Source organism: Pseudaquabacterium pictum (assembly GCF_005403045.1).
In the GTDB taxonomy this organism is placed as follows: domain Bacteria; phylum Pseudomonadota; class Gammaproteobacteria; order Burkholderiales; family Burkholderiaceae_C; genus Pseudaquabacterium; species Pseudaquabacterium pictum.
In genome coordinates this window covers 276521-302821 of sequence record NZ_BJCL01000003.1, presented here as the reverse complement: position 1 = coordinate 302821, position 26301 = coordinate 276521, and the positions used below count along the sequence as shown (strand labels likewise).

The 26301-nt window shown below is 55.0% G+C and carries 25 protein-coding genes and 1 pseudogene; 23 read left to right on the top strand and 3 right to left on the bottom strand.

From position 1 onward, the window contains the following. Positions 1–2067: 2067 nt before the first annotated feature. From FFT10_RS08350 to FFT10_RS08285, 15 genes and pseudogenes are all read left to right on the top strand, one after another. Positions 2068–2457, top strand: a complete 390-nt coding sequence (locus FFT10_RS08350; protein WP_137732338.1) for a RidA family protein — start codon at positions 2068–2070, stop codon at positions 2455–2457. Between the two features lie 194 nt (positions 2458–2651). Next, the gene (locus FFT10_RS08345) at positions 2652–3014 is read left to right on the top strand and encodes a PDZ domain-containing protein (RefSeq protein WP_137732337.1); all 363 of its coding nucleotides are present in this window, start codon (positions 2652–2654) and stop codon (positions 3012–3014) included. A gap of 1573 nt (positions 3015–4587) precedes the next feature. Further along, a complete protein-coding gene (locus tag FFT10_RS08340; RefSeq protein WP_137732336.1) occupies positions 4588–5013 on the top strand; it encodes a hypothetical protein in 426 nt (141 codons plus the stop codon). Positions 5014–7171: 2158 nt separating this feature from the next. After that, positions 7172–7492: a hypothetical protein gene (locus FFT10_RS08335; RefSeq protein ID WP_137732335.1), complete on the top strand. Its 321-nt coding sequence runs from the start codon at positions 7172–7174 to the stop codon at positions 7490–7492. A gap of 1930 nt (positions 7493–9422) precedes the next feature. Then, a complete protein-coding gene (locus FFT10_RS28835; protein ID WP_137732334.1) occupies positions 9423–9890 on the top strand; it encodes a GNAT family N-acetyltransferase in 468 nt (155 codons plus the stop codon). A 743-nt stretch (positions 9891–10633) separates the two neighbouring features. Then, entirely contained in the window at positions 10634–11308 is a 675-nt protein-coding gene (locus FFT10_RS08325; protein ID WP_137732333.1) for a hypothetical protein, read from the top strand. A gap of 188 nt (positions 11309–11496) precedes the next feature. Further along, positions 11497–11841: a hypothetical protein gene (locus FFT10_RS08320; protein WP_162520719.1), complete on the top strand. Its 345-nt coding sequence runs from the start codon at positions 11497–11499 to the stop codon at positions 11839–11841. A 200-nt stretch (positions 11842–12041) separates the two neighbouring features. Further along, on the top strand, positions 12042–12971 hold the full coding sequence (locus FFT10_RS08315) for a PDDEXK family nuclease (RefSeq protein ID WP_137732331.1): 930 nt from the start codon (positions 12042–12044) through the stop codon (positions 12969–12971). Positions 12972–14504: 1533 nt separating this feature from the next. Further along, positions 14505–14684: pseudogene (yidD, locus tag FFT10_RS28830) on the top strand (membrane protein insertion efficiency factor YidD); the annotation flags it as partial. A 31-nt stretch (positions 14685–14715) separates the two neighbouring features. Next, positions 14716–15021: a hypothetical protein gene (locus FFT10_RS28125; RefSeq protein WP_228027039.1), complete on the top strand. Its 306-nt coding sequence runs from the start codon at positions 14716–14718 to the stop codon at positions 15019–15021. 121 nt (positions 15022–15142) lie between these two features. Then, positions 15143–15718, top strand: coding sequence for a hypothetical protein (locus FFT10_RS08305; RefSeq protein ID WP_162520718.1), 576 nt, complete (start codon positions 15143–15145; stop codon positions 15716–15718). 229 nt (positions 15719–15947) lie between these two features. Continuing rightward, a complete protein-coding gene (locus FFT10_RS08300; RefSeq protein ID WP_137732328.1) occupies positions 15948–16607 on the top strand; it encodes a HEPN domain-containing protein in 660 nt (219 codons plus the stop codon). A 152-nt stretch (positions 16608–16759) separates the two neighbouring features. Then, positions 16760–17266: an HAD family hydrolase gene (locus FFT10_RS08295; protein ID WP_137732327.1), complete on the top strand. Its 507-nt coding sequence runs from the start codon at positions 16760–16762 to the stop codon at positions 17264–17266. A gap of 130 nt (positions 17267–17396) precedes the next feature. Next, positions 17397–18191, top strand: coding sequence for a CBS domain-containing protein (locus FFT10_RS08290; protein ID WP_137732326.1), 795 nt, complete (start codon positions 17397–17399; stop codon positions 18189–18191). A gap of 148 nt (positions 18192–18339) precedes the next feature. Then, on the top strand, positions 18340–18804 hold the full coding sequence (locus FFT10_RS08285) for a hypothetical protein (protein WP_137732325.1): 465 nt from the start codon (positions 18340–18342) through the stop codon (positions 18802–18804). 512 nt (positions 18805–19316) lie between these two features. On the opposite strand, the gene FFT10_RS28825 is transcribed toward FFT10_RS08285, so the two are convergent. Then, the gene (locus tag FFT10_RS28825; RefSeq protein ID WP_137732324.1) at positions 19317–19613 is read right to left on the bottom strand and encodes a type II toxin-antitoxin system RelE/ParE family toxin; all 297 of its coding nucleotides are present in this window, start codon (positions 19611–19613) and stop codon (positions 19317–19319) included. Further along, entirely contained in the window at positions 19610–19834 is a 225-nt protein-coding gene (locus tag FFT10_RS28820) for an addiction module protein (RefSeq protein ID WP_137732323.1), read from the bottom strand. Before FFT10_RS28820 ends, FFT10_RS28825 begins: the two co-directional genes overlap by 4 nt. Before the next feature lie 197 nt (positions 19835–20031). Here FFT10_RS28820 and FFT10_RS28815 point away from each other — a divergent pair, with 197 nt between their 5' ends. Both FFT10_RS28815 and FFT10_RS08265 read left to right on the top strand, forming a co-directional pair. Further along, the gene (locus FFT10_RS28815) at positions 20032–20544 is read left to right on the top strand and encodes a DUF3658 domain-containing protein (protein WP_137732322.1); all 513 of its coding nucleotides are present in this window, start codon (positions 20032–20034) and stop codon (positions 20542–20544) included. Positions 20545–20748: 204 nt separating this feature from the next. Continuing rightward, positions 20749–21234 carry a hypothetical protein gene (locus tag FFT10_RS08265; RefSeq protein ID WP_137732321.1) on the top strand — a complete coding sequence of 162 codons (486 nt, stop codon included), beginning with the start codon at positions 20749–20751 and terminating at the stop codon, positions 21232–21234. Positions 21235–21457: 223 nt separating this feature from the next. Here the strand turns inward: FFT10_RS08265 and FFT10_RS08260 are convergent, their stop codons facing one another. Further along, complete coding sequence (locus FFT10_RS08260) at positions 21458–21757, bottom strand: hypothetical protein (RefSeq protein ID WP_137732320.1); 300 nt, start codon at positions 21755–21757, stop codon at positions 21458–21460. Positions 21758–21929: 172 nt separating this feature from the next. Between FFT10_RS08260 and FFT10_RS08255 the strand changes: the two genes are divergently transcribed. The 6 genes from FFT10_RS08255 (at position 21930) to FFT10_RS08230 (ending at position 26265) form a co-directional block, all read left to right on the top strand. Further along, the gene (locus tag FFT10_RS08255) at positions 21930–22316 is read left to right on the top strand and encodes a toxin-antitoxin system YwqK family antitoxin (RefSeq protein ID WP_137732319.1); all 387 of its coding nucleotides are present in this window, start codon (positions 21930–21932) and stop codon (positions 22314–22316) included. A 266-nt stretch (positions 22317–22582) separates the two neighbouring features. Continuing rightward, positions 22583–22906: a hypothetical protein gene (locus tag FFT10_RS08250; protein WP_137732318.1), complete on the top strand. Its 324-nt coding sequence runs from the start codon at positions 22583–22585 to the stop codon at positions 22904–22906. A 1010-nt stretch (positions 22907–23916) separates the two neighbouring features. Beyond that, positions 23917–24384, top strand: coding sequence for a hypothetical protein (locus tag FFT10_RS08245; protein ID WP_137732317.1), 468 nt, complete (start codon positions 23917–23919; stop codon positions 24382–24384). 299 nt (positions 24385–24683) lie between these two features. Beyond that, on the top strand, positions 24684–25085 hold the full coding sequence (locus FFT10_RS08240) for a hypothetical protein (RefSeq protein ID WP_137732316.1): 402 nt from the start codon (positions 24684–24686) through the stop codon (positions 25083–25085). A gap of 45 nt (positions 25086–25130) precedes the next feature. Then, a complete protein-coding gene (locus FFT10_RS08235; protein WP_137732315.1) occupies positions 25131–25760 on the top strand; it encodes a C40 family peptidase in 630 nt (209 codons plus the stop codon). 226 nt (positions 25761–25986) lie between these two features. Continuing rightward, a complete protein-coding gene (locus tag FFT10_RS08230) occupies positions 25987–26265 on the top strand; it encodes a hypothetical protein (RefSeq protein ID WP_137732314.1) in 279 nt (92 codons plus the stop codon). Positions 26266–26301: the final 36 nt, after the last annotated feature.

Below are 26301 nucleotides of genomic sequence, written 5' to 3'. Positions count from 1 at the left end.
TCAGCGCAGAGAGACTGCCATCGCCACGCGTCAATCAGTTCCGCCTGCAACGGTTTTGTGTCCCGCGCTCAACCTCCTGCCGCGCATTGGCTCATGCAGGCTGGCTCAGCTTCAATCAACTTCCAGGCGCAGCTGGCGTTTCCGCTCCGTCGTTGGCGCTACGCATAACACGGCGCTCAACCGGACCCATTGCGGCGTGCCGCCATTTGGGCTACAAAACCGTAGCCCAAATGCCGTCACACCGCAACGGTCCGGTTAGCTAGAACGTTAGGCATCGCAAATACACCGTGACTCCACGTCTCGCTCTTCTTCTACTCGCCCTGGCCATCGACGCAGTAGCGGCCCAGCACGTTATCTCGAAGCCCGGAACGTTCTGCTGGCCGATGCACTACGCAGGGGTGATAGCTGGGACGTCTCGGGACAAACACGTTGTGAGGCTACTCGGTAAAGGCGCACACAGACCCAAGGAATCTGAAGGGGTCCGCTACTTCATCGATCCGGGAGCAAAGATGACCATGAAGGTATCAACCTTCACAGACAGCTTGGTTGGCGAGATCGCACTTGAACAGGGGGTCAACACCAGCCTGACACCGCATGAACGCACGCGAGCTCTCACTAAGAACCTTGAACCCGATGAGGGCTTTGGAAACTGGCAAGCTCTTCGGCTCGGCTCAACTCGAGAAGAAGTCCGGAAGAACCTTGGGCCTCCAGCTGAGAACCAAAATCCCGATGTCTGGATCTTCAATGCGGAGTGCACTTGCGAGCTACCGCAGTACCTCACACTTTACTTTCTGGGCGACAAAGTTGTCCGGGTAGTTTTCTCCGCGTCACCGGGCTAAAGCGATGCCTAACCATTCGCTCAACCGGACCCATTGCGGCATGCGGCTAAAGGCCCGCCATTTCATTCTGGGCCTTTAGCCACATACCGCAACGGTCCGGTTAGCTCAAACGTTAGGCCTCACAAACCGCCCGCCAAACACGCGCCGCTATTCATGCAGACACCGGGAACATCATTGCGTACGCTTCTAAATTTGCCAGTTGCAGGCCCTTTTCTTATAGGTTGTCTTGCAACAAGTCTAGTCTTTGCGCTGTTAGTCATCCCAACTGTTCGTGATAACTGGCGCAGTCAGGGCCAAACCGAAGGAAGAGTCTCAGCACTGTGGGACGTTACAGAAAAGATCAAGAAGCACTTTGAGACCTCTCGAACGACACCGTGTTTGGAACGAGGCAAACTAACTGCAGTAAAGACACGCGAAGTACACTTGATCGAGTGCAATGGGACGATGAGCCTCCGATTGGTCGAATAACTTGACACCAAGCCTACGCAAAGTCGACCTAGAAGTAGTTGCAGTAACCGTAGTGAGGAAACGGTGAGGCCTAACCATTCGCTCAACCGGACCCATTGCGGCATGCGGCCAAAGGCCCGCCATTTCATTCTGGGCCTTTAGCCGCATACCGCAACGGTCCGGTTAGCTCAAACGTTAGGCGTCACAAAGACAAACGCACCCCATGGCAGCACCCGGAGGCCCCGATCCCGAGACTTACCGCAAGATGAGTCCGAGAGCCCGATTAATCTATTGGATCGTGATATCAGCCATTGCAGGCTGGATCATCTATGGATTGATTCGATAGAAAACGCACCAGATCGAATAGCGAAACAGCCAGAGGTACCAATGAGGTACACAAGCTTTTCCCAGATGCCGGCAACCTAGTTGCGTGAGGTGCTGGATACCGTCTACGTAGCGCCCTCTTCACGAAAGCAGACATGAAACAATGGCAACGGATGTTGGAAGAGAGAATTAGCCCAACATCCTCCTCACACCTTCGCGCTCTTGGGTATGTACATATTCAACTTCCATCAGGCGAAGCCCAAAGTCATGCGCAGCACCGCAGTGACGCCTAACCATTCGCTCAACCGGACCCATTGCGGCATGCGGCTAAAGGCCTGCCATTTCATTCTGGGCCTTTAGCCACACGCCGCAACGGTCCGGTTAGCTTCAACGTTAGGCCCCACTATTCGAGACCTGCGCACTTCAACATCTGATTGAACTCCAGGAGACCACACCCATGACTACATTTATCAATCCGCAAGACGTTCACACACCCACGGGATACAGCCACACGGCAGTGGTACCAACAGGCACAGAACTGATCTTCCTCTCTGGCCAGGTTGGCATCAAACCGGATGGGTCAGTTCCTTCGACTCTGGAAGAGCAGTCTGTTCAGATGTTCAACAACATCAAGTCCCTCCTACTTGCTCATGGACTAGATGCATCTTCTATTGTCAAGATCACGCTGTTTGTTGTGGCTGGTCAAGACATCCGGGTTGTCCGCAGCGCTCGCGCGCAGTTGCTTGGCGATCACAAGCCAACTTCTACTGCGGTCTTCATTTCTCAACTCGTCGATCCAAAGTTGCTTGTCGAATGCGAAGCCATCGCAGCTAGGCCTGCAAAATAGGCGTTTGCACAGCCAAGCAGTGTGGCCTAACCATTTGCTCAACCGGACCCATTGCGGCATGCGGCTAAAGGCCCGCCATTTCATTCTGGGCCTTTAGCCGCATGCCGCAACGGTCCGGTTAGCTCAAACGTTAGGCCGCAATAGCCTCCACTGTGCCTGTGCAATCGCCACATTGAACAGCAAATACTACACTTATGTACCGCAATCGCATTTCTATCTTTACTATCCTTCTCACCGCCGCAGTCACGGCACTGGCGGGTGGGAAGGGCTACTTAGGCATCGACATCTCAGTAGAAGGAGAAGGCGTTTTTTGGAACCCGACACTGAAGTCAGTAAAAGTAGCCAGAGTCTTAGCCGGATCGTCGGCAGATAAGGCAGGCATCACTGCGGGCGACACCATTGTCGAAATTGAGGGGAAGTCGGTAGTTGGTGCCAAGGCCAACGACCTGCAACCATATATGCAGCGCGAGATCGGTCAGACGGTCAAGCTTCTTGTCAAGAAGCCAACCGGCGAGGTCAAGCCTATTTCGGTGGTAGCTGGTCCAAAGCTCGAGTAGTGAATTGCGGCCTAACCATTCGCTCAACCGGACCCATTGCAGCATGCGGCTAAAGGCCCGCCATTTCATTCTGGGCCTCCAGCCACATACCGCAACGGTCCGGTTAGCTCAAACGTTATGCGTCAGGTAACCCGCGGAGATCAAATGCAGTCGGTGGCCAACGTCCAGCCACGCAAAACTCCGTCGCTCTGGCAACCAATCTCTCGATGCACCGAGAACCATGTCAGCACACAGAGACTGCTATCGCCACGCGTCAACCAGCTCCGCTTGCAACGGTCTTGTGTCCCGCGCTCCATCGCCTGCCGCGCATTGGCTCTTGCAAGCTGGCTCAGCTTCAAGAACCATCGCTTCACTGCTGGTGTTTCCGCTCCGTCGTTGGCGCTACGCATAACACGGCGCTCAACCGGACCCATTGCGGCGTGCCGCCATTTGGGCTACAAAACCCTAGCCCAAATGCCGCCACACCGCAACGGTCCGGTTAGCTAGAACGTTAGGCCGCACAGTTGAAACGCCTTGCCGCTATTGCCGCGTCGAGTATCAGCCAAGGCTTCGCACGCAACCTGCGGATCCCTTCTCGGCAGCTCAAACACAAAACCGGAGGCAGCTGAGCCAACCATCATGGTCACCGCAACTCGATGCACTGTTGGCTCCTGAGCTGCCTTTGCTGCTCCAGTGGCCCCTCGAACCTCACCAAGCTAGTTCTTGGTTGGCGCTTCGCGCCGGCGTGCTGCGCCGCGCAGTCAGTTCGTAAGTGCGGCCCGTGTTGCAGCGCGGCACCTCATCGGTTAGCGTGGGCCGCATGCCGCTTCGCCCAACGCCGGTGCCGCTTTCGCCAAGGTCCTCCGCAATCGCCAGGTCAGTGCGCTCTTACAAAGCGGCTTGGGGCTGCACACTTCCACCAGTGCGGCCTAACAGGTCGCTCAACCGGACCCATTGCGGCGTGCCGCCATTTGGGCTAGAAAAACCTAGCCCAAATGCCGCCACACCGCAACGGTCCGGTTAGCTTCAACGTTAGGCCGCACAGTTGCAGCGCCCTACAAGAATCGCCGCGTTGAAATCATGCCAAGGGCTCTTTCGCACGGTCCAGCTCTCTGTGTCGCAAGTAGCACGCAAGACCAAAACCTTGGCCTGGCCGTCGTCCAGCAGCACCGCGGTCCGAGGCACTGTTTGGCACTAGCGCTTCCTGTTTAGCGTCAGTGCTGCATCGGACGGCCACAAGCCAGTTGCTAGTGGGCGCTTCGCGCCGGCGTGCTACGCCGCGTAGTCAGTTCTTGGGTGCGGCCCTTGTTGCAGCGCGTCACTTCATCGGGTAGCGTGGGCCGCATGCCGCTACGTTCAGCGCTCTCGCCTTCTTCACAAAGCTTCTGCGCACTCGCCAAGCCGGCTTGCTTGTCCATGGCCGGTTGGGTCAGCACACTTCTACCAGTGCGGCCTAACAAATCGCTCAACCGGACCCATTGCGGCATGCGGCCAAAGGCCCGCCATTTCATTTTGGGCCTTTAGCCGCATGCCACAACGGTCCGGTTAGCTTCAACGTTAGGCGTCACAAACCCAACACCCCACACCAACGCGCATGTGGCACTACCTGACCTTCCTACCTTGCGGGGTCGCACTATTCGCGCAAGTGGCACTCTCCACGGGCAATTCATGGCGTGTGCTGTCGAGTCATACATGGAAAACAGCAACGGCCCTTTGGCTAGGGGCGTGGATTGCAACGCTCTTGATCCTCTATGGGCGCGGCGAGGGTTCCGTGTTCAAAGGCTTCGTCCTTCAAAGGGAGGCCGGCTATTGGTTAGGAAGTGCGGTCATGCTCTCGCTGCCGTTCATTGCGCTTGCTGCACTCCGTCGCTTCATGTTTGCCACGCCTCAGGCGGCACCCTCGACAACACGCATTGCGCTCGGCCTTGCAGCACTGGTCGGTTGGTTGCTCTCTCCTGGTCTGTTCGGCGTAGGGTGGGTAGCTGGCTGTGTGTTCGCCGGCTATCCATCGTGCATGTAGCTACGCCGTGACGCCTAACCATTCGCTCAACCGGACCCATTGCGGCAAGCGGCCAAAGGCCCGCCATTTCATTCTGGGCCTTTAGCCACATACCGCAACGGTCCGGTTAGCTCAAACGTTAGGCCGCACAGTTGCACCGCCCTCCTGAGATCGCAGCGTCGAATCCAGTTAGCAAGCTTCCGCGCGCGATTCACCGCTTTACCAAGCCAGCAGCCTGCAAGGCCAAACCCGCGGCCTGGCTGTCGTCCGGCACCTCCACGCGCAGATGCACTGTTTGGCACCTGCACTTCCTGTGCGGCGTCAGTGCCAAGTAGGACGTCCACAAGCCGGTTGATGGTTGGCGCTTCGCGCCGGCGTGCTACGCCGCGTAGTCAGTTCTTGGGTGCGGCCCTTGTTGCAGCACATCACCTCATGGGGTAGCGTGGGCCGCATGCCGCTTCGTCCAGCGCCGTTCGTATCTTCACCAAGGTCCTGCGCCGACGCCAGGCCCGGGTGCTTGTCCCAGGTCTCTTGGGTCAGCACACTTCCACCAGTGCGGCCTAACAGGTCGCTCAACCGGACCCATTGCGGCGTGCGGCCAAAGGCCCTCCATTTCATTCTGGGCCTTTAGCCCCACGCCGCAACGGTCCGGTTAGCTTCAACGTTAGGCCGCACAACACCACCCTTCCGAGCAAATCACGGGCCGCACCACACCGTGCGTCGCTCGCACAATTCGGAGCTTCCCCGAGGCCTTCTTCAAGGAGAATCCTATGACTACTTCAGCGGCATCCTTCACAGCACTACTCGTCACTTCTCTGAGTATGTCGGTAGCGATCGCACAGAGCGAGACTAGCGGAAACTCCACGTCCGTGTACGGCCTAGTTATTGGAGGAGTGTACGAAATCCCCAATTGTCCGCCATATGACGGCCAAACCCTCGGCGTCCCCTATACCTGCGCTCAAACGATGCGCGGTAATAAGCGGCCTTTCTATTTCAGTGCCAAAGAGCGTCCGAGCGGACTTGTTCCTAACTTCTCTAGCAATGCGGACGCCTCCATCACCACGTCACAATCTGTGAATGGACAAGCTGTTATCTCCCACGTTCATTTTGGCGTCCAGATCGCTGCCATTCAAGACTTCAGAAAAAAGTTTGGTGAGCCAAGGACGTTTCAGGTAGAGAAGTCTAATTCGTATGGCGCGAAGTGGAATCAACTTACCTATGAGTGGAAGTCTGGCGCAGCCTACATTTCGGCCGTCTGCGGGTTTAATGCGGCCTCTCAAGACAAGTGCAACGTCAATGTTGGACTGCAGTCTGCTCGACCCGGCTCGGAAGGGGGCGGCAGGCCGCTGTAATCGAAATCTAACGCGTTCAACACGTTTCGCCTTGTACAAAAAACTGAGCAACGGTCACCGCACGAGTGTGCGGCCTAACCCCTCGCTCAACCGGACCCATTGCGGCATGCGGCCAAAGGCCCGCCATTTCATTCTGGGCCTTTAGCCACATACCGCAACGGTCCGGTTAGCTCAAACGTTAGGCCGCATAGCGAGAATCTGGCAGCCACACTAGCCATCTCTTTAAAAAAACTTGGCAAGACGCAATGTCCAAATTTGCTCTCACTCTGTCTCTCGCGATCGCATCGATCGCGACCTCAAACGCCTCACAGGCACAAGTAGGCAGACTGCAGTCTCACTGCATGAGCGAGAAAGAGTATGAAGCCATTCCTCCATCATGGCAAACATTACAGCAAAGAGTTTTAGGCGCGAGTGGTTCCGGTTTTGTAATCTATAGGCACCCACCAGATGGTGCAAAAGTGCTACTTTACTGCCCAGGTAGTGACGGTCATCCAAAGTTCTCTTTCGCTACGGTGTACTGCACTAGCGATCGTTTCCAGTCTTTTAAGTACGACACCCCTACAGGCGCATCGCCATCTTGCGCACCGTTTAGGAAACCGGAGCATTGGCTTCCACTCAAACCGCCCAGCGTACCGCTACCTCGCAATTAATCTTTCAAACTCGCAACTGAAACATCACTTAAAATGCGGCCTAACCATTCGCTCAACCGGACCCATTGCGGCATGCGGCTAAAGGCCCTCCATTTCATTCTGGGCCTTTAGCCACATACCGCAACGGTCCGGTTAGCTCAAACGTTAGGCGTCGCAACCAACCATCCGCGCTGCGTCATGCTCTTCAGACCCTCAGAACGAACCAAAGCTCATTTCCGCCGAGGAAACTGGCTCTTCTTCCCTCTGTGGGTCGGCACACTCCTATACATCTGGGCAGGCGTCGAGGGAGCAATCTCAAGGGAGTGGGACAACGTCTTCTTTCCTGTATTCGGCATTCTCTTCGCAGCGAACTTCGTGTACGGAGTTGTCGGACTGACCCTGGCGAGGCAAGATGCAACGAAATCACAGCATCCTGACCAAGACGTTGCGGCGCTCATCGATGGTGAGATTGATATTGGCGAGTATCGAAAGCGGAAAGAGAATGTGGATCAACAGTAGTAGAACCACTTTTCAGCGGCTTCTCGCTCTGTATTCTGGACTCGCGAGTACACGACGCACGGCGACGCCTAACCCGTCGGTCGAGGCGACACGCAACGGCATGGCACCCTGGCCGCGCAACGCGGTGGCCCATCATGCGTCGCGCGGCCAGGGCGCCATGCCGCTGCGTGCGCCTCACCTCCAACGTTAGGCGTCGCAATCCACAGAACAGAGGTGTCCAGTGTCAGATAATCAATCCAATACTAGCCCAGTATTGCCACCCCCACCGGACGCGCCAAGCGCACCAGATGACAAGCGACTGGAGCGCCTATATGACTACACAAAGTTCCACATCGGGATCTACCTGTCTGCGGCAGCAGGTCTTGCAACTCTTCTGGGTTCCGAGAAGGCCGGTTGGTTTGTTTCCGCTCTAATCACCGAGAACAATCGCGTTCCGCTCTACCTTGCCCTTGCGTTTATGGTTATGGCTGGGATGTGTGGTGGGGTTGTTGCCAGCAGCACTATTGAGCACAAGAACTTCGGAGACTTCTGGGAAAAGGCGCAGGGACCGCAAAGCATTCCGTTCCTACAAGCCAAAGGAAAGACTTGGGCAATGCTAGAGCACGCGTTCTTTTGGGTCAGTTTGCTAATTTTGTCGGCAGCAATCGCATCTGGGTTCACGAAACTGGAAAAGCCAGCGAGCGCCTCAAAGCCAACAGGGTGTTTCGCTTGCTGCTTAGTCGCAGCCTCAGCACCAGTGTGCAGGCCATGACGGCGACGCCTAACCATTCGCTCAACCGGACCCATTGCGGCATGCGGCTAAAGGCCCGCCATTTCATTCTGGGCCTTTAGCCACATACCGCAACGGTCCGGTTAGCTCAAACGTTAGGCATCACAAGGGAGACGCTGTTGGCGGAGGCTATACAAGAAATTCAGAGTAGCAAATACTGGATCCTCGCTCTTGTCGGGATAGTCATTGGTGTTGCTACTAATCTCCTCACCGATTGGTTAAAGTCAGCTTATCGCACTCATCGACCGAGCTTTTCAATTCGCAGAGGCGTTAGCATTTTTTCATCCTTGAACTACATTGAACTCCTTGGTTGCATTGCTGTTGTCTGTGCATCTTACTTATGGATGAAGCAAGACTACTACTGGACACCCCGCATAGTTGCATGCGGAATTGGCGCAAGTCGCGCACTTGGGCTAGCAAGATTCTTGAGCATCAATCTACCGCCTAACTATCCTAATCGCGAAAAGGCAATCCTGGAGGATACAATCGTCCACTTCGTATCGATATGGCTCGTACTATTCGGTGTTCCTCGAATTTGCTACTGGGTAACGGAGTGGCATTGGCTGACGGATTTTCAAGCACTCAGTTTGGCTGTGTTGGCGTTACTGTCTTATCAGTTGGCAGGCGCCAAAAGGCGAGCAAACCATCATTCGAGAAGCACGCCAAGTGATGCCTAACCATTCGCTCAACCGGACCCATTGCGGCATGCGGCTAAAGGCCCGCCACTTCATTCTGGGCCTTTAGCCACATACCGCAACGGTCCGGTTAGCTCAAACGTTATGCGTCAGGTACCCCGCGGAAATCAAATGCAGTCGGTGGCCAGCGTCGACCTCAGCAAGACTCCGTCGCTCTGGCAGCAATTGCCTCGGTGCACCGAGAACCATGTCAGCGCACAGAGACTGCCATCGCCACGCGTCAATCAGTTCCGCATGCAACGGTTTTGTGTCCCGCGCTCAACCACCTGCCGCGCATTGGCTCATGCGGGCTGGCTCAGCTTCAATCAGCCTCCAGGCGAGGCGGGCGTTTCCGCTTCGTCGTTGGCGCTACGCATAACACGGCGCTCAACCGGACCCATTGCGGCGTGCCGCCATTTGGGCTACAAAACCGTAGCCCAAATGCCACCACACCGCAACGGTCCGGTTAGCTAGAACGTTAGACGGCATGCAAATACACCCTGCAGCAATCGGAGACGAGAACGGCATCGCAGCTGTTCACATTAGAGCGTGGCAAACCGGCTACCGCCACATCGTGGCGGACGAGTACCTCAATAACCTAGATGTTCGGTCTAGGGCAGCGCGATGGTTGGAGGTGATTCGCGATCAAACGTGTGATTTTATAGTCGCGAAGATTGATGGCAAGGTTGCTGGGTTCACAACATTTGGAGAATCCCGGTCGGAGCAGTCACCAAAGGCAACAGGCGAAATTTGGACTCTTTACGTTGACCCGCAATATTGGCGGTGCGGGGTTGGCAAAGCGCTCATGACCGAAGCCTTAACTTCCCTTAGGTCTTCGGGATTCGAAAATGTTCTGGTCTGGGTGCTTCAGGACAACAATAGAGCCATAGCCTTTTACCAGTCATGCGGTTTTGCTATCGAACCAAGCTCAAGCCAAGTTTTTAAGTTGGGTTAGCAAGAACTCAAGGAGGTCGCACTTGCACGCAATGCCGTCTAACCATTCGCTCAACCGGACCCATTGCGGCATGCGGCCAAAGGCCCTCCATTTCATTCTGGGCCTTTAGCCACATACCGCAACGGTCCGGTTAGCTCAAACGTTAGCCAGCATGCAATCGCAAACGTTCGCCGCATCAATCTGCTTTGCATGCTCAGCTTCGGTGCCCGCTCACCATCTCGCAGCAAACTCTCGCCTCTGCCCTGCTGCACGCCTGCTTCGCGCGCCACTGGCGCAGTCATGCTTGCAAAGGTTGCAATTCGCCTTGTGCAGGTCGCGGGTTGTATTCATCTCCCAGGGGTTGCCAGGTCGTAGAGTCAGGTCCCGTCCAGCACTTCAGTTGCACGGCTGTACCGCAGCCAAGAACTCACAGCTTGTTCGCCGTTGGCGCTTCGCGCCAGCGTGCTGCGCCGCGCAGTCAGTCCGCCAGGCGGCGCGCAAGAGCGCTCCGCAGTCCGTGCCTCGGCAACGCCGGTGGCCTTGGCCGTCATCAAGTGTCAGCGTGCTGCGTTCGCACGCCTTGCCAAATCCGTCTTGGCACTGTGCAATGCCTGAACGCTCACAGTTGGCAACCAATGCTGGCTAACCAATCGCTCAACCGGACCCATTGCGGCATGCGGCCAAAGGCCCGCCATTTCATTCTGGGCCTTTAGCCACATACCGCAACGGTCCGGTTAGCTCAAACGTTAGGCCGCACAAACACCATGGATGCCCTTCAACAATTCATTCATCGCGTCACCGAGGATTGGCTAAAGGTCTACTGCAACGACATGAAGCGTAGCTACGACCCGCAGGGGTTTGACGAGACATCAATCAAGGTGGCAGAAGCAGACGCTAGGGACTGCATGCTCGCGATTGACCACGGGGTGGTTTATGACTTGCAAGGCGGGCGATACCGTGCATGCATGAGTTCTGCTAACGAAGTTCTATTCTGGGAGGGTCGTAAGGACAAACCGATCCGCAGAATCACACTTTGGCAAGAACCTGTCATTACATTCGCGGCGCTCGCACGCCTACACCTTACCCACAACTGGCCAAAAGAGAAACTCGGCATGCAAACCAAAGGATGGGCATTTGACTTAGCCGCCTATGATAAAGGCGCTATTCATGCACCTCGAATCCTTGGTGAAGTCAAGAAGTCTAGTGCAGAACTGAAGCGTCTCCGAATAGAACTTATTGGTCTTTCTGATGGCGCGCCCGCAGAGTCTGTATCGATCAATTCGGCGAGAAAGTGGAATGCATTGCTTGATACAAAGCCAAATACCATCTGGTTGGTGGGTCCCGATGAAGAGTCATACATATACGCCTATACCTACAGCAAAGGCGGCTGCACTCTACAAGAAGTTAACTCATCAGCACTTGCGTACAGTGCGGCCTAACCATTCGCTCAACCGGACCCATTGCGGCATGCGGCTAAAGGCCCGCCATTTCATTCTGGGCCTTTAGCCACATACCGCAACGGTCCGGTTAGCTCAAACGTTAGGCGTCAGAAAACGATCGCCACGCTCTCCCGATTGAAGACCAAGTGCAACTTTCATATCAAGCACCCAAGTATCGAGTTCTGTGGGTGGATGACCGGCCCGAGAATAACGAGAACCTCGCCTTCGACATTGAGCGGCGTGGAATACACATTTCTTACGCGTTGACAACCGGACTCGCACTCACACTTCTTGAACGGAACAAATATCTCGCTGTAATCTCGGATATGGGCAGGAAGGAAGGCCAGCGTGAAGGCTTTCGCCTCCTAGATCTCATGCGCGCCCGAGGCGACTCAACACCATTGTTCTTTTATGCTGGCCTGTCTGCTACTGCTTTGTTAGACGAGGCCCTGCTCCATGATGCCCAAGGCAGCACTAACAATTCGACTGAATTGCTGCGATTGCTTGACGATCTAGTTGCAGAGGCTAGCTGAATGGCATAGAAACCATGAAATCACGATTTAATCTCATGGGCCTCAACTTCCTCATCGAATCAGGCATAGCACTGACGCCTAACCATTCGCTCAACCGGACCCATTGCGGCATGCGGCCAAAGGCCCGCCATTTCATTCTGGGCCTTTAGCCACATACCGCAACGGTCCGGTTAGCTCAAACGTTAGGCGTCATCAAAACCATGTCCTCCGATGGCAAGCAGCTTGAAGCCCTAGTCGCTTTCGTTGAGCAAGAACTCCTTCCACCTGGATTTACGGTCAAGTCCAATGAGAGAGTGTTCAACGACGAGGGCGTACAGATTGCAGAATTTGATATCGAGATTAATGGAAAGATTGGCTCAACCACAATCTCCTGGCTCATTGAATGCCGTGATCGCCCTGGACATGGCGCCGCACCAGGCTCCTGGATTGAACAACTTGTCGGCCGCAGAATGCGCTTCGGTTTCAACAAGGTCACTGCAGTCTCTACAACAGGCTTCGCAGCGGGTGCAATCGATTTTGCAAAACAACAGGGAATTGAACTCAGGGAAGTGGCCAGCTTGGATCCGAATGAATTCAAAGACCGGCTGCATATCATGGAAATGCAACAGATTCGGCGCGTCGTCGATCTAAAACATGCGTCCTTGATCCTCAGCCCAACATTGAACGACGATCTGTTGGAGGCCGCATTGGACGTTATCGCCAAAGCCGCTGGAAACGATGCGATTCTCATTTCCTCATCTACAGGCGAGCGAGCCAATTTAACCCAAGCCTTCTTCGCCGCAATTCAGTCGGTCAACGACGCGTTCAAAGATGTTGTGGTCGGGCAGCCATGCCAAGTGCAATTGCACTCCAGCTACCGCGATGAAGACCATTTTCTTATCGAAACTCCCCACGGTCGAGTTAGGGTTTCAAATATCGACTTTATTGGCGAACTTCGTGTGGAGGAATGCAAAGTGCCAGTCATGAAGACAGCAGAGTATCGGCATGCAGAAACAGGCGAACCCATCTCTCAACTCGCAGCGTTCGCACCACAGTCAATTTTGGGAATGAACCTTGCGCTTGAACTGCACAGAATGGCGGACTCGGGTGAAACACACTTTACTATGCGACGGCTACCAGATGACGCCTAACCATTCGCTCAACCGGACCCATTGCGGCATGCGGCCAAAGGCCCTCCATTTCATTCTGGGCCTTTAGCCACATACCGCAACGGTCCGGTTAGCTCAAACGTTATGCGTCAGGTACCTCGCGGAAATCAAATGCAAACCGTGCCTTGCGTCCGTTTCCGCGGTTCTCCATCGCTCTGGCAACCATTGGCTCGGTGCACCGAGAACCATGACAGCGAACAGAGACCGCCATCGCCACGCGTCAACCAGGTCCGCATGCAACAGTTTTGTGTCCCGCGCTCAACCACCTGCCGCGCATTGGCTCTTGCCAGCTGGCTCAGCTTCAACCAGCATTCATACACTGCTGGCGTCGCCGCTTCGTCGTTGGCGCTACGCATAACACGGCGCTCAACCGGACCCATTGCGGCGTGCCGCCATTTGGGCTACAAAACCGTAGCCCAAATGCCACCACACCGCAACGGTCCGGTTAGCTAGAACGTTAGGCCGCACAGTTGAATCGCCCTGCCGGAATCTCCGCGTTGAGTTCGAACCAAGTTTTGGTGCGCATCGTTCAGTTTGTTGCGCAGCCAGCACCCCGAACAACCAAAGCCGACCTGGCCGCCCTTCGGCGTCTCCGCGAAACCAAGCAAGGTTCGGCTCCTGCGCTTCCATTGCTGCGCCAGTGGCGCTTCAAAAGTCACCAAGCCAGTTTTTGGTTGGCGCTTCGCGCCCGCGTGCTGCGCCGCGCAGTCAGTTCTTGGGTGCCGCCCATGTTGCAGCATGGCACTTCATCGGTTAGCGTGGGCCGCATGCCGCTACGTCCACCGCTTCCGGCGTGTCCGCCAAGGTCCTGCGCATTCGCCAGGCCAGTGCGCTCATCACAAACTGGTTGGGTCAGCACACTTCCACCAGTGCGGCCTAACAGGTCGCTCAACCGGACCCATTGCGGCGTGCCGCCATTTGGGCTAGAAAACCCTAGCCCAAATGCCGCCACACCGCAACGGTCCGGTTAGCTTCAACGTTAGGCCGCACAGTTGAAACGCCCTGCCGCTATTGCCGCGCCGAGTATCAGCCAAGGCTTCGCACGCAACCCGCGGGTCCCTTCTCGGCAGCTCAAACACAAAACCGAAGGCAGCTGGGCCAACTATCATGGTCGCCGCAACTCGTTGCACTGTTGGCAACTGCGCTACCTTTGCTGCTCCAGTGCCGCCTCGAACCTCACCAAGCTACTTATTGGTTGGCGCTACGCGCCGGCGTGCTGCGCCGCGCAGTCAGTTCGTAGGTGCGGCCCGTGTTGCAGCGTGACACTTCATCGGTTAGCGTGGGCCGCATGCCGCTTCATCCAGCGCCTGTGCCGCTTTCACCAAGGTCCTGCGCAATCGCGAGGTCAGTGCGCCCGCACAAAGCTGTTTGGGGCTGCACACTTCCACCAGCGCGGCCTAACAGGTCGCTCAACCGGACCCATTGCGGCATGCGGCCAAAGGCCCGCCATTTCATTCTGGGCCTTTAGCCGCATGCCGCAACGGTCCGGTTAGCTTCAACGTTAGGCCCCACAACATGCGCCGTGCCCTCCTGGCTGCAATCAAAATCTACAAGTCCTACATTTCACCGTACAAGGGCTTCTCTTGCGCCTACAGAATACATACCGGAAAGCAGAGTTGTTCAACGCTGGGATTTCGTGCAGTACGTCGCTTCGGTGTAGTTAAGGGTTGGGCAGTTCTAAACGCTAGAGTGCAATGCTGTGGGAACGAGTTTAGGAAGCATGCAAATGTCCGGCCTCAAAACTTCGGTCTCAAGTCTCAACGGGGTGAATGCGATCCTGGATGCGATCTACCATGCGATGGAGGCTTGGATTCGAATGATGGAAAATGTCTATCGAGAGTCGGCAACTTCCTTCAATGCTGTGATTGTGGCAGTTGCGATTGGAACTCAAAGAAGAAGAGAGATGATAGGAATGGTCGCCGCTGAAACTAGAGACACCTTGCAGATCCATGGAACGCTCACTTCAACTACAACAGTTGCCCAGTGTGGCCTAACCATTCGCTCAACCGGACCCATTGCGGCATGCGGCTAAAGGCCGGCCATTCCATTCTGGGCCTTTAGCCGCATACCGCAACGGTCCGGTTAGCTCAAACGTTAGGCCGCGCAAACACACACTGCCCCAGCGCGACTAATGCATGAAATCAGGAGTACACGTGAACGAGGCGAAGTCGGACACCACCCCCATGAAAGACCAGTCGTCGCCTACCGTGCCGAAAATCACCTCGCGCTGGAGCAGTTACGCCGCGGTCGTCGGACTGGCACTTTCTCTGTCGGGGAATGCGCTCCAGTGGATGGAGCATCGAAACAAGTCCCGAGAACTGGACCAGAAAACGTCAGAACTGCAACTCAAAAATCGCGAATTGTCGCAGAAGGATGTAGAGCTGCGACTTAGAGACGAGGAACTCAAGCAACGTCGCAACGAGATCGAGGGACTTCGCAACTCCGAGAAGACTAGATGTGAGGCGGTACAAGCGCAGATCACTGCAATAAACGTTCAGATTGCTCAGAACAACGCCAACTTCACGAAGGCTCGTAGCGACCAAATTTATGGCAGGCTGGGCGGCCAAGACCCAGCCACTGCGACCAAGGAGTACGAAGCTACAGTCACTCGCCTCAAGTCTCTTCGCGAGAAGCTGGACGGGGAGCGCCGTGAACTGCTGCGAGGTGTTCTCGAGTCCAAGTGTCCAATCGATGTCAATCTACTCCCACGAGGTTGGAGGCCAAGCTGAGCAGCATGTTGTCAGCCGCACTAGTTTCAAACACTCAGGGCTTGAGGGTGGCGCGGCCTAACCCTTCGCTCGAGCGGACCCGCACCGGCTTAGCGCTTGGCCCGCGAAACGGCCAGAGTCATCATCCGCTTCGCGGGCCAAGCGCTAAGCTGGTGGTGTCTGCTCAGCTCAAACGTTAGGCAGCGAGAGACGCAATCGCGCCCACTCCAAACTGAAGACGGAAGTAACCATGCCTCACTGGACAGACGAACGAACGACCGCACACCACAACATCGCAGATGCACTTGGCGTCGTCGACAACTTGTTGAGTTACGTGAAGGACGGCCAAGGTAAACCATCCGTAAAGGAACGCGCACTCTTCGCTGCGGCAGTCGTGTTCACCTATGGGATTTGGGAGAACTTTGTAGAACAGCTCGCCGTTGAGCTTGTCCAAAATGTTGCCAATGAAGTTGCACCGGACAAAGTCCCCGAACAAATCCGGAAATCTTTAGAAAAGCGGACTGCTTGGGAACTGACTGTCATTCCCGGCTGGCGCTCCCTCTGGATCGAAATTGTCAGAACACAAGCAATTGGAAATGACAGCGACAAGTTCGGAATGAATACCGCCAAAGCAGGCCAAGTAAAGAATCTCCTCGCACAAACAGGGGTTGATGATCCTTATAAGTCAATCGCCGCTAGCATTATTCCAAGCTATCTGGGCAGCACTAAGAAAACAGTGACCGAGGCAATCAACGCGCTCGTTGAACTCAGAGGTGAAATTGTGCATACGGGCATGGTACCTGACACGCTACGCAAGGGTCATGTTCTCGCTTGGCGAAAGTTCGTTGAAGGGGCTGCCAACAAGATGGACGAATCATGTCGAACTCAGTGCAAGAAGTTGGCAGGCTAGTTTCGGCGCTTGCCCGTCCACGACCAAGCATCGCGGCCTAACCATTCGCTCAACCGGACCCATTGCGGCATGCGGCTAAAGGCCCGCCATTTCATTCTGGGCCTTTAGCCACATGCCGCAACGGTCCGGTTAGTTCAAACGTTAGGCCGCATATGCGAATCACCGCACCAGTTCGAGCCGCCTGTTTTGACTGGGGCGGCACGCTAATGTCCGAGATCGGACCTCAAGATCGTTCGATGGCGTACTGGCCAAAAGTCGAGGTGATCAACTCAGCCCTGGAAGCAGTTGCAGATCTATCCAGAACAATGCCCCTCTTTGTCGCCACTAATGCCTCCATTTCGTACAAGCCCGACATTGTTGCCGCCTTAAACCGTGGCGGGCTATCCACCTACTTTACCGATGTCTTCTGCTTTATGGATATTGGATTCAAGAAGAATCAGAAAGAATTTTGGCAGGTGGTGGAATCAGTGACAAAACTGCCGCTGGAACAGATTGCAATGGTTGGCGACTCACTTGAAAACGATGCCATTGGCCCTCGAAGCTTCGGCGTTCAAGGCGTCTGGCTAGCTCCGCATGCCAAATCCCAATCTGGCTATCATCAAATACCAGTGGTATCAGATCTGGTTGAGTTCGTCACAATGGTGCGAAATGCGGCCTAACCATTCGCTCAACCAGACCCATTGCGGCGTGCGGCCAAAGGCCCGCCATTTCATTCTGGGCCTTTAGCCACACACCGCAACGGTCCGGTTAGCTCAAACGTTAGGCATCACATTCAAACTGACGCGCGCCATGAACGTTGACTTCGCATCGCTCCTAGCTACGGCTGTTTCCCTCATGGTTGGCCTGACGTTGGCTTGGTGGTGTGACAGAAAACTCAAGTCAGATAGCGGCGCCCTTCTCGTCGCCGTCATTTTCGCTCCGACTGTCCTCTATCTAGGCCTTTCGGGTCGACTCGTTGAGTTCAAGGGACTTGGAGTCGAAGCCAAGTTCCAGAGCGTTGCCTCACAAGCTGTTAATCCCACTGGAAACATCAAGCCTGTATCTCCATCTGCTTCGGCCATCCAATCGGTCGCTCAAGCAAAGACCTTCATGGGAATGGGTTCCCAGGTCGTGCTACTGACGGCCCCCGCGGAAGACCGAGAGATCAAAGCGCATCAAGTCAACCCAGTTGCTCGGAGCATTTATCCAGGTTTACTTGATGGAACGTTCGAGATGCTTGTAGTTCTCGACAGCGAAACCAAGGTTCTTGGATACTTTCACAAACAATACTTCTTTGATCTCCTTCGCATTGAGCTAGAGCAGATGATGCGAGGTGATCGATCTGAATACGACTACAAACGCGTTTACCAACAGTTGGAACAAACGCAGCTCTGGGATTTGGTCGCATACCCAAAGGCCCGAGCAGAGAACGAAGGGCGGCAGCTCAAGATCAAGACCACCACATCGAATGCAGAGGCACTTTCGATGCTGGATGCAAGCGGCGCAGAGTCAGCCGTCGTCATAGACGCCTCTGGGAAGTATGCCGGAATCATAAGACGCTCGGATATTGTATCCACGCTACTTTTGGCCCTTGTTAAGCACTAGTTGCTCGCAGTGATGCCTAACCATTCGCTCAACCGGACCCATTGCGGCATGCGGCTAAAGGCCCGCCATTTCATTCTGGGCCTTTAGCCACATACCGCAACGGTCCGGTTAGCTCAAACGTTAGGCATCACAAATTCACTCCACTACCATGTCAGTACCGCCGAACATCGATCGCTTCAACAAGACCACACTGCTTGTTCTTGACAAGCTCTACCTCGCATTTCCGATACCAGTCGAAATCAGTGCGTCCAAAGTTGCAATGGACACACTGCCTTCAGACGCAGAATACGACGAGTCTTTTAAAGCGATCGAGCCGGTTTATTGGACGATTGAGTTCCTACGCAAAGAAGGTTTCATTGAATACAGCGAGGCCACACTTGACGGAACTACATTCGTACAAGCAAGGTTGACCACAAAGAGTCTTGCCTTACTTGGTCAAGTTCCGTCGGCTCTAGAACCTCAGGTCAGCGTTTCCGACAAGATTCGCGGTGTAGTCAAAGGCGGGATGAAAGAGGCTAGCGCCGAAGCGGTAAAGAAAGTGGTTGAGTCACTTTTCACCAATGCTCCAACTTTGGTCTCACTTGGCCAGTCGATCGCGGGAACTACGCAGTGATGCCTAACCATTCGCTCAACCGGACCCATTGCGGCATGCGGCTAAAGGCCCGCCATTTCATTCTGGGCCTTTAGCCACATACCGCAACGGTCCGGTTAGCTCAAACGTTATGCGTCAGGTACCCCGCGCAAATCAAATGCAGTCGGTGGCCAGCGTTGACCTCGACAAGACTCCATCGCTCTGGCAGCCATTGTCTCGGTGCACCGAGAACCATGTCAGCGCACAGAGACTGCCATCGCCACGCGTCAATCAGTTCCGCATGCAACGGTTTTGTGTCCCGCGCTCAACCACCTGCCGCGCATTGGCTCATGCAGGCTGGCTCAGCTTCAATCAGCCACCACGCGCGGCGGGCGTTTCCGCTTCGTCGTTGGCGCTACGCATAACACTGCGCTCAACCGGACCCATTGCGGCGTGCCGCCATTTGGGCTACAAAACCGTAGCCCAAATGCCGCCACACCGCAACGGTCCGGTTAGCTAGAACGTTAGGCGTCGGAAACTGCAACTTCCCGCCGTCAACGACCACGCCAGTATCCAGGTGCACGCCGGTTGTGTGCTACCGCAAGAACGATGACAGTCCTTTGATCGACCTCATAGAAAACTGTGTATGGAAAGTGCCGAAGTAGGCGACGACGAGTTCCATCGTCGTCTTCCCTCCACTTACCTGCAGATTCAGCCAAGTCGTCCATGGAACTGAGCGCTTCATCCCGAAACGCAATTGCAGCTTGCGGATTTCTCTCGAAGTACCAAAGATAGATAGCACCAATCTCTGCCTCAGCATCGGGCAGGATCTGAACATCAAATAGACTCACAGCGCAGAAAGCCTTGCTTTAGCCTCTGCCCAAGCCACCGGCACTATCGTCCCATCACGTAACCCAGCGCGCCGGCGACGAATTTCTTGTCGCCAAGCGTCAGAGACGCTGGCATCATCACTTCCTTCAAGACTGTCGAGCAGCGCTACAACGAGTGCAGATCTGTCGTCAGTAGGAAGAGACAGTGCCTCGTCCAACAGGTGGTCAATGCGAGCGTTCATGGGTCATGAGTCTAGCACTTGCCAGGCGCTGTCGCACTAGCCGGCGCCATCGAACACCGACGCCTAACCAATCGCTCAACCGGACATTTTGCGGCATGCGGCAGTTGGGCTTCATTATTCTCGCCCAACTGCCGCATGCCGCAAAATGCCGGTTAGCTCAAACGTTAGGCCGCACAGCAGCCATCGCGCACTAAGAAATGCCTCAAGAAAAATCTATTGATCTTCAAGCCGCGCTTGAACACGCCAAAGCTGCGCTGACTGCATCAGTCGCAGATGTTATGGCAGCAACAGATCCCGCCGAAAGAAGCGGCCACCTAAGGGCCCTTGCAACTATGCTGGTAGGCAGTCATGAAGTGCTGAGATCACACGCAATAGCACTTTGTCCAGAACTAGAGGAAGTAGAGCCTACTTCTGATCATTGTTTGCACGAGTCGGAACAGAAGGCTGTAGCGCAACTAAAGAACGCAGATATCGACACTATCGACCATGAACTATTGACCAATACCACATGTACCTGGACGAAAGCCATACGAGTCATTGGTGAGACCCTAGTGTCACTTGATAATCGGTTCTCAGCTGTTCCACTTGGCTTCTATGCTCAGCGTGTGGCGGCACTGATAAGTAGCGGCACCCTTGAAGCACGGGGGAATACAGAGTTCATGCGCCTCTGTGAGATAAGATTGTCAACCGTGATCGAAAGTGCGGCCTAACCCTTCGCTCAACCGGACCCATTGCGGCATGCGGCTAAAGGCCCGCCATTTCATTCTGGGCCTTTAGCCACATACCGCAACGGTCCGGTTAGCTCAAACGTTAGGCATCAGGTAGTGAAGGCTTTAACCGTCGACGGTACGGTCAATACTGAATACGTTCTGGGCCCACCTTGGTTGCTTCCAGAGGCATCCCGACCAGAGCTCATGCAAGCTGCAATAAACAGCCTGCTGGCAAATCTGGAGTTCGAAAGGGACCAAAGACAAGCTTCGCGGTCACGTAGCCAAGTTGCCTTCATGTTCATCTGCTTTGGTCGCAAAGATGAAGCGCTCAAGACACTGCATGACTGCGCCCGCTCACAAGAGTCGATCCAGGACTACAGAGGCCTGATTGCGACACAACTGCGACAAGTCCAAGCCCTCCAGGCGATCAACGATGCTGCCGCAGCAGTTGAGATTGCCCGAGCAGCACTGTCCAGAAGCAACGCAGATCCAGCGCTCGCTGACCTTCAGCACTTTGCGTATCACCACCTTGGCAAGGCCGAGCTGCAAGCAGGTCTGTACGGCGAAGCTAGACAGCATTTGCTCAATGCCCTAGCTTCGAGGCAGCAAATGTCCGATCATGAGCTTGTGTCTTCAACGCAGGCGGCACTAGCGCTTCTGCGCAGGCTCACAACGAACACTGATGCCTAACCATTCGCTCAACCGGACCCATTGCGGCATGCGGCCAAAGGCCCGCCATTTCATTCTGGGCCTTTAGCCACAAACCGCAACGGTCCGGTTAGCTCAAACGTTAGGCCGCATATTTGAACCGGCGCCGCTTGCCAACGGCAATGAATGCAGTTCTGCGCGCGCTCGGCAGTTTCCACACTGGTCGGCACAGTCAGCCCGCTTCCGGCAAGGCCAGCGCGCAAAGTCAAGACAAGGCACGCACGGTGGTCGTTCTAGGCGTCGAGGCGGCTGCGGGCACCATGAAGAACATAGGCCCGGTGGCTGTTCTGGCGTGCAGTCCCTGCCAGCTTGCGAACGCTGCTTTCTCTTGTTGTTGGTTGGCGCGTCGCGCCGGCGTGCTGCGCCGCGCAGTCAGTTCTTCGGTGCGGCCCTTGTTGCACCGTGCCTCTTGTTCGGTTAGCGTGGGCCGCATGCCGCTTCGTTCAAGTCCGTGGCCTAAAGCACCAAGTTCTTGCGCAGTCGTGTTACCGGCGCGCTTGGCCATCGCTGTCCAGGTCGGCAGCCGTCCACAAATGCGGCCTAACAGGTCGCTCAACCGGACCCATTGCGGCATGCGGCCAAAAGCCCGCCATTTCATTCTGGGCTTTTAGCCGCATGCCGCAACGGTCCGGTTAGCTTCAACGTTAGGCCGCATATCGGTCACTTTCAGAGGTGCCATGAAGTCAGAGAATCCAACACCGCTAGATGGTCCCTGCACGGAACTGTTCGCCGATGGAGGCCTGTCTGGCAAAGGACACATGAAGGATGGGAAGCGGGATGGGAAATGGGATTGGTACTATAAAAGCGGCGGACTGAAGGCTGTGGGTAACTACTCGGATGGAGAGCTTGATGGCTTCTGGGAGTGGTGGCGTGAAAATGGCGCGCCACTTCAGGCGGGAGCCTTCAACTGTGGGCATCAGGTGGGTCCATGGAAGCGCTACTACGAGAACGGCCAGTTGTGGGACGAGGGCAACTACGAAGACGGGAAGAAAGTTGGCGAGTGGAAGCTGTACGACAGGAGCGGTGAGCTCAAGCAAACTAAAGTGTTCAAGCCGAAGACATGATCGGCGTCACGGTAATACTCGTTGTGTAACCTACTTGTGTGAAGTAAGTCGGTACGTTACATGCGGCGCAAGCATCAGTCAGGCCCGCAGTAGGCTTCAATAAATCGTCGCCTTCCATCAACGCCAAAAATGCGGCCTAACCATTCGCTCAACCGGACCCATTGCGGCATGCGGCTAAAGGCCCTCCATTTCATTCTGGGCCTTTAGCCACATACCGCAACGGTCCGGTTAGCTCAAACGTTAGGCGTCACAGGCACCACCGTCGCATGTCGGACACCATCTTCTGGATCTTTCCTTTCGCACTGGTGATTCCAGTCGCCGGACTTCAACTAGTGCGTGAGCGGTTGGTTGCTAAGTTGCAAGCAGCCGGACATCCCATAGCGCAACAAATCTCCGACTGGACGTTCAGCGCAGGACTACCGGGTTATGCAACGCCAATCAAGCGGCAGTTCATCTGGGGGCGCGAGTCCCGCGCACTGATGACTGAGCCCCAGACCAGAAGGCTGATCATCGTTGCTCGTCTACTCAGCGCCGTGTTCTGGTTGGGGTTTGCTTCAACCCTATTTGCGCTCTACTTGGAGTTTGCGTGAAGCCACCAACGCGAAGAACAGGAGCTATCAGTGATTAGCATTCTCAACCGCCCAATAAACGCGGTGACGCCTAACCATTCGCTCAACCGGACCCATTGCGGCATGCGGCTAAAGGCCCGCCATTTCATTCTGGGCCTTTAGCCACATACCGCAACGGTCCGGTTAGCTCAAACGTTATGCGTCAGGTACCCCGCGCAAATCAAATGCAGTCGGTGGCCAGCGTTGACCTCGACAAGACTCCATCGCTCTGGCAGCCATTGTCTCGGTGCACCGAGAACCATGTCAGCGCACAGAGACTGCCATCGCCACGCGTCAATCAGTTCCGCATGCAACGGTTTTGTGTCCCGCGCTCAACCACCTGCCGCGCATTGGCTCATGCAGGCTGGCTCAGCTTCAATCAGCCACCACGCGCGGCGGGCGTTTCCGCTTCGTCGTTGGCGCTACGCATAACACTGCGCTCAACCGGACCCATTGCGGCGTGCCGCCATTTGGGCTACAAAACCGTAGCCCAAATGCCGCCACACCGCAACGGTCCGGTTAGCTAGAACGTTATGCGTCAGGTACCCCGCGAAAATCAAATGCATTCGGTGGCCGGCCCGAACCTCAGCAAAACTCCGCCGCTCTGGCAGTTGTTCCCTCGGTGCACCGAGAACCATGTCAGCGCACAGAGACTGCCATCGCCACGCGTCAATCAGTTCCGTCCGCAAAGGTTTTGTGTCCCGCGCTCAACCACCTGCCGCGCATTGGCTCTTGCCGGCTGGCTCAGCTTCAACCCGCGTCCGTACACTGCTGGCGTCACCGCTTCGTCGTTGGCGCTACGCATAACACGGCGCTCAACCGGACCCATTGCGGCATGCGGCTAAAGGCCCGCCATTTCATTCTGGGCCTTTAGCCACATACCGCAACGGTCCGGTTACCTCAAACGTTAGGCATCGGAATCCGTCACCTGCGCTCTACCTCAAATCTCTCTCTACATCACTATGGCTCAACGACTTTTAGTCACTGTACCGATGCTGCTTTCTCTTGCACTGCTCTCCTCATGCTCGGAAACCACTGAGCAGAAATACATCAAATTACAGCAGCAAATTCAGAAGGACAATGCGAAGCTGATCGATCTCGTGAAGGTTCGGCTCAAGGATCCTGAATCGGCACAGTTCAAAAACCTTACCGCATCTAGTGGCGACAATGGCAAATCTCTATGCGGCCTGGTCAATTCCAAGAATTCGTTGGGCGGGTATGTTGGTTATTCTGAATTTGTGGCGACAGAGAATCCGATGCAGGATTCCGCAAGCAATGTTGTGTTTATCGAGCCCGGTCTTGCTAAATACAAGACTTTTTTGGACGTGAAACGCGCCGGTTGTGAGGTATGGTGGCATTCTGGTCATCAGTACACCGAATGCAAGAAGCAACGCCCAACGCAATCCGATGAGTCAAATCAAATGTGCGAAACCGGTCATACTGCATTCAAGCGTGAATGAACTCACTTTAATGATTGAACCGCCGATGCCTAACCATTCGCTCAACCGGACCCATTGCGGCATGCGGCTAAAGGCCCGCCATTTCATTCTGGGCCTTTAGCCACATACCGCAACGGTCCGGTTAGCTCAAACGTTAGGCGTCACACAAGAACGCGCACCCCAACGCAGCACGAGCAAAGCCGCTCAGCATTGCCGCACACATCGAAACCCAAATGTGCCAATGCGCAACTTCGAGCGCTTGTACAGGCCTCATCAGCTTTTCTTCAACAATACAGGGTTCAACCACCACTGGAAACGACATGAAACTCACCGATGCGATGTCACACCTACGCAGCATCTCTGATCAAACTCACAAGTTCTGGGCCTACTACCAAGCCGTCACCGCGGGCGTAATTGGGTTCGCGTGGGCATCGAGCAAGCCCCCGCCTGAACTACTCATTGGACTTACGGTCGCTTATGCGATCTTCGCTTTTCTGAACTGTCGCCTTGTGGTGTCATCGCAAGAAGTGGCGCTTGCTGTCTGGAGGGCGATTCAGAAGTACAAGGAACAACCTTCAGAGCCAATCACTCCACAGTTTCTTCCAATTCTTGACCTCAATCAACCGGATGATCCAACCCTCATTAAGGGGATGCACATCGGACTGAGTATCCTCACAGCAACTGCGGTTCTCGCACGCATCTGGCTCCAACCCGCTTGTTAGCCGCGACAGATATCTCGCGTGTACATTACAATTAGAGAGGACAACATGGCACTATCTCGAAAAACGTTTCCTACTAACAAGGTTCGCAACTACTACAACGATGTGAGAAGCGAACTGCGAAACGGCGACGTCGTACTGTGCTCGGGTACCGGCTTCTTCTCGGCGATGATCCAGAACGCTACGGACAGCGTCTGGAGTCATGTGGCATTCGTCCTACGCCTTGACGAAATTGATCGAATCATACTGCTTGAGAGCGTAGAGTCCATCGGTGTAAGAACCGTTCGCCTGTCCAAATATCTTGAGAACTACAAAAAGGATGGCAACCCCTACCCTGGCGGCATCGCCGTTATCCGGCACACCGAATTTGAGAGCGTCGCGAAGCATGGTGCTCTAACTCAGCTTTCTCAGTTCGCCATTGATCAGTTTGGCTACCCTTATGACAATGACGAGATCGCGAAGATTGCAGCAAGAATCATGGCATCGAGAATTCCTTTCTCCAAGAAGCAAAAGAAAAAAATTGAACCGGACAGCGAATACATCTGCTCCGAATATGTCGCTCGTTGCTACGAAGAAGCCGGGCTCAAGGTAAAGTGGAATGAACTAGGATTCATTGCGCCCGGAGACTTCGCAGACGATCCCAACTTTGAACTAGTTGCTGTGCTGCAGCGCAAGTGACGCCTAACCATTCGCTCAACCGGACCCATTGCGGCATGCGGCTAAAGGCCCTCCATTGCATTCTGAGCCTTTAGCCGCATGCCGCAACGGTCCGGTTAGCTCAAACGTTAGGCGTCACAAAGTCATGCTGCGACCACTCGCGATGCCCATACTGATTCTTGCTATGGCTTCATTTGGGAGTTCATCCGCAGCAGGCTGTAGATTACCCGTCCCAGATGGATCAGACGTGAAACCATCACCGGCGAATCTGCATGGGACGATAGCAGTGCTCGATGGACTTGATGTAACAATCCGTCAAACAAGCACTAAAAGGCTTGTAACTATTCGCCTACGCAACAAGGCCGAGATATATAGCGCCTTTGGCGGGGATATCGATAGAATTGAATTGGCAATAGGACAAACTGTCTGGGTCTGGTTTGATAACTGTAACTGGCCAATGACTGGCAAGCCGATTTCAGTCTACTTTCAAGTCTTCTCGAAAGACCCGAAGGATAAACCGAGTTGAGAACTACCGCGCCAACGGATGCGTCCAAAGTGACGC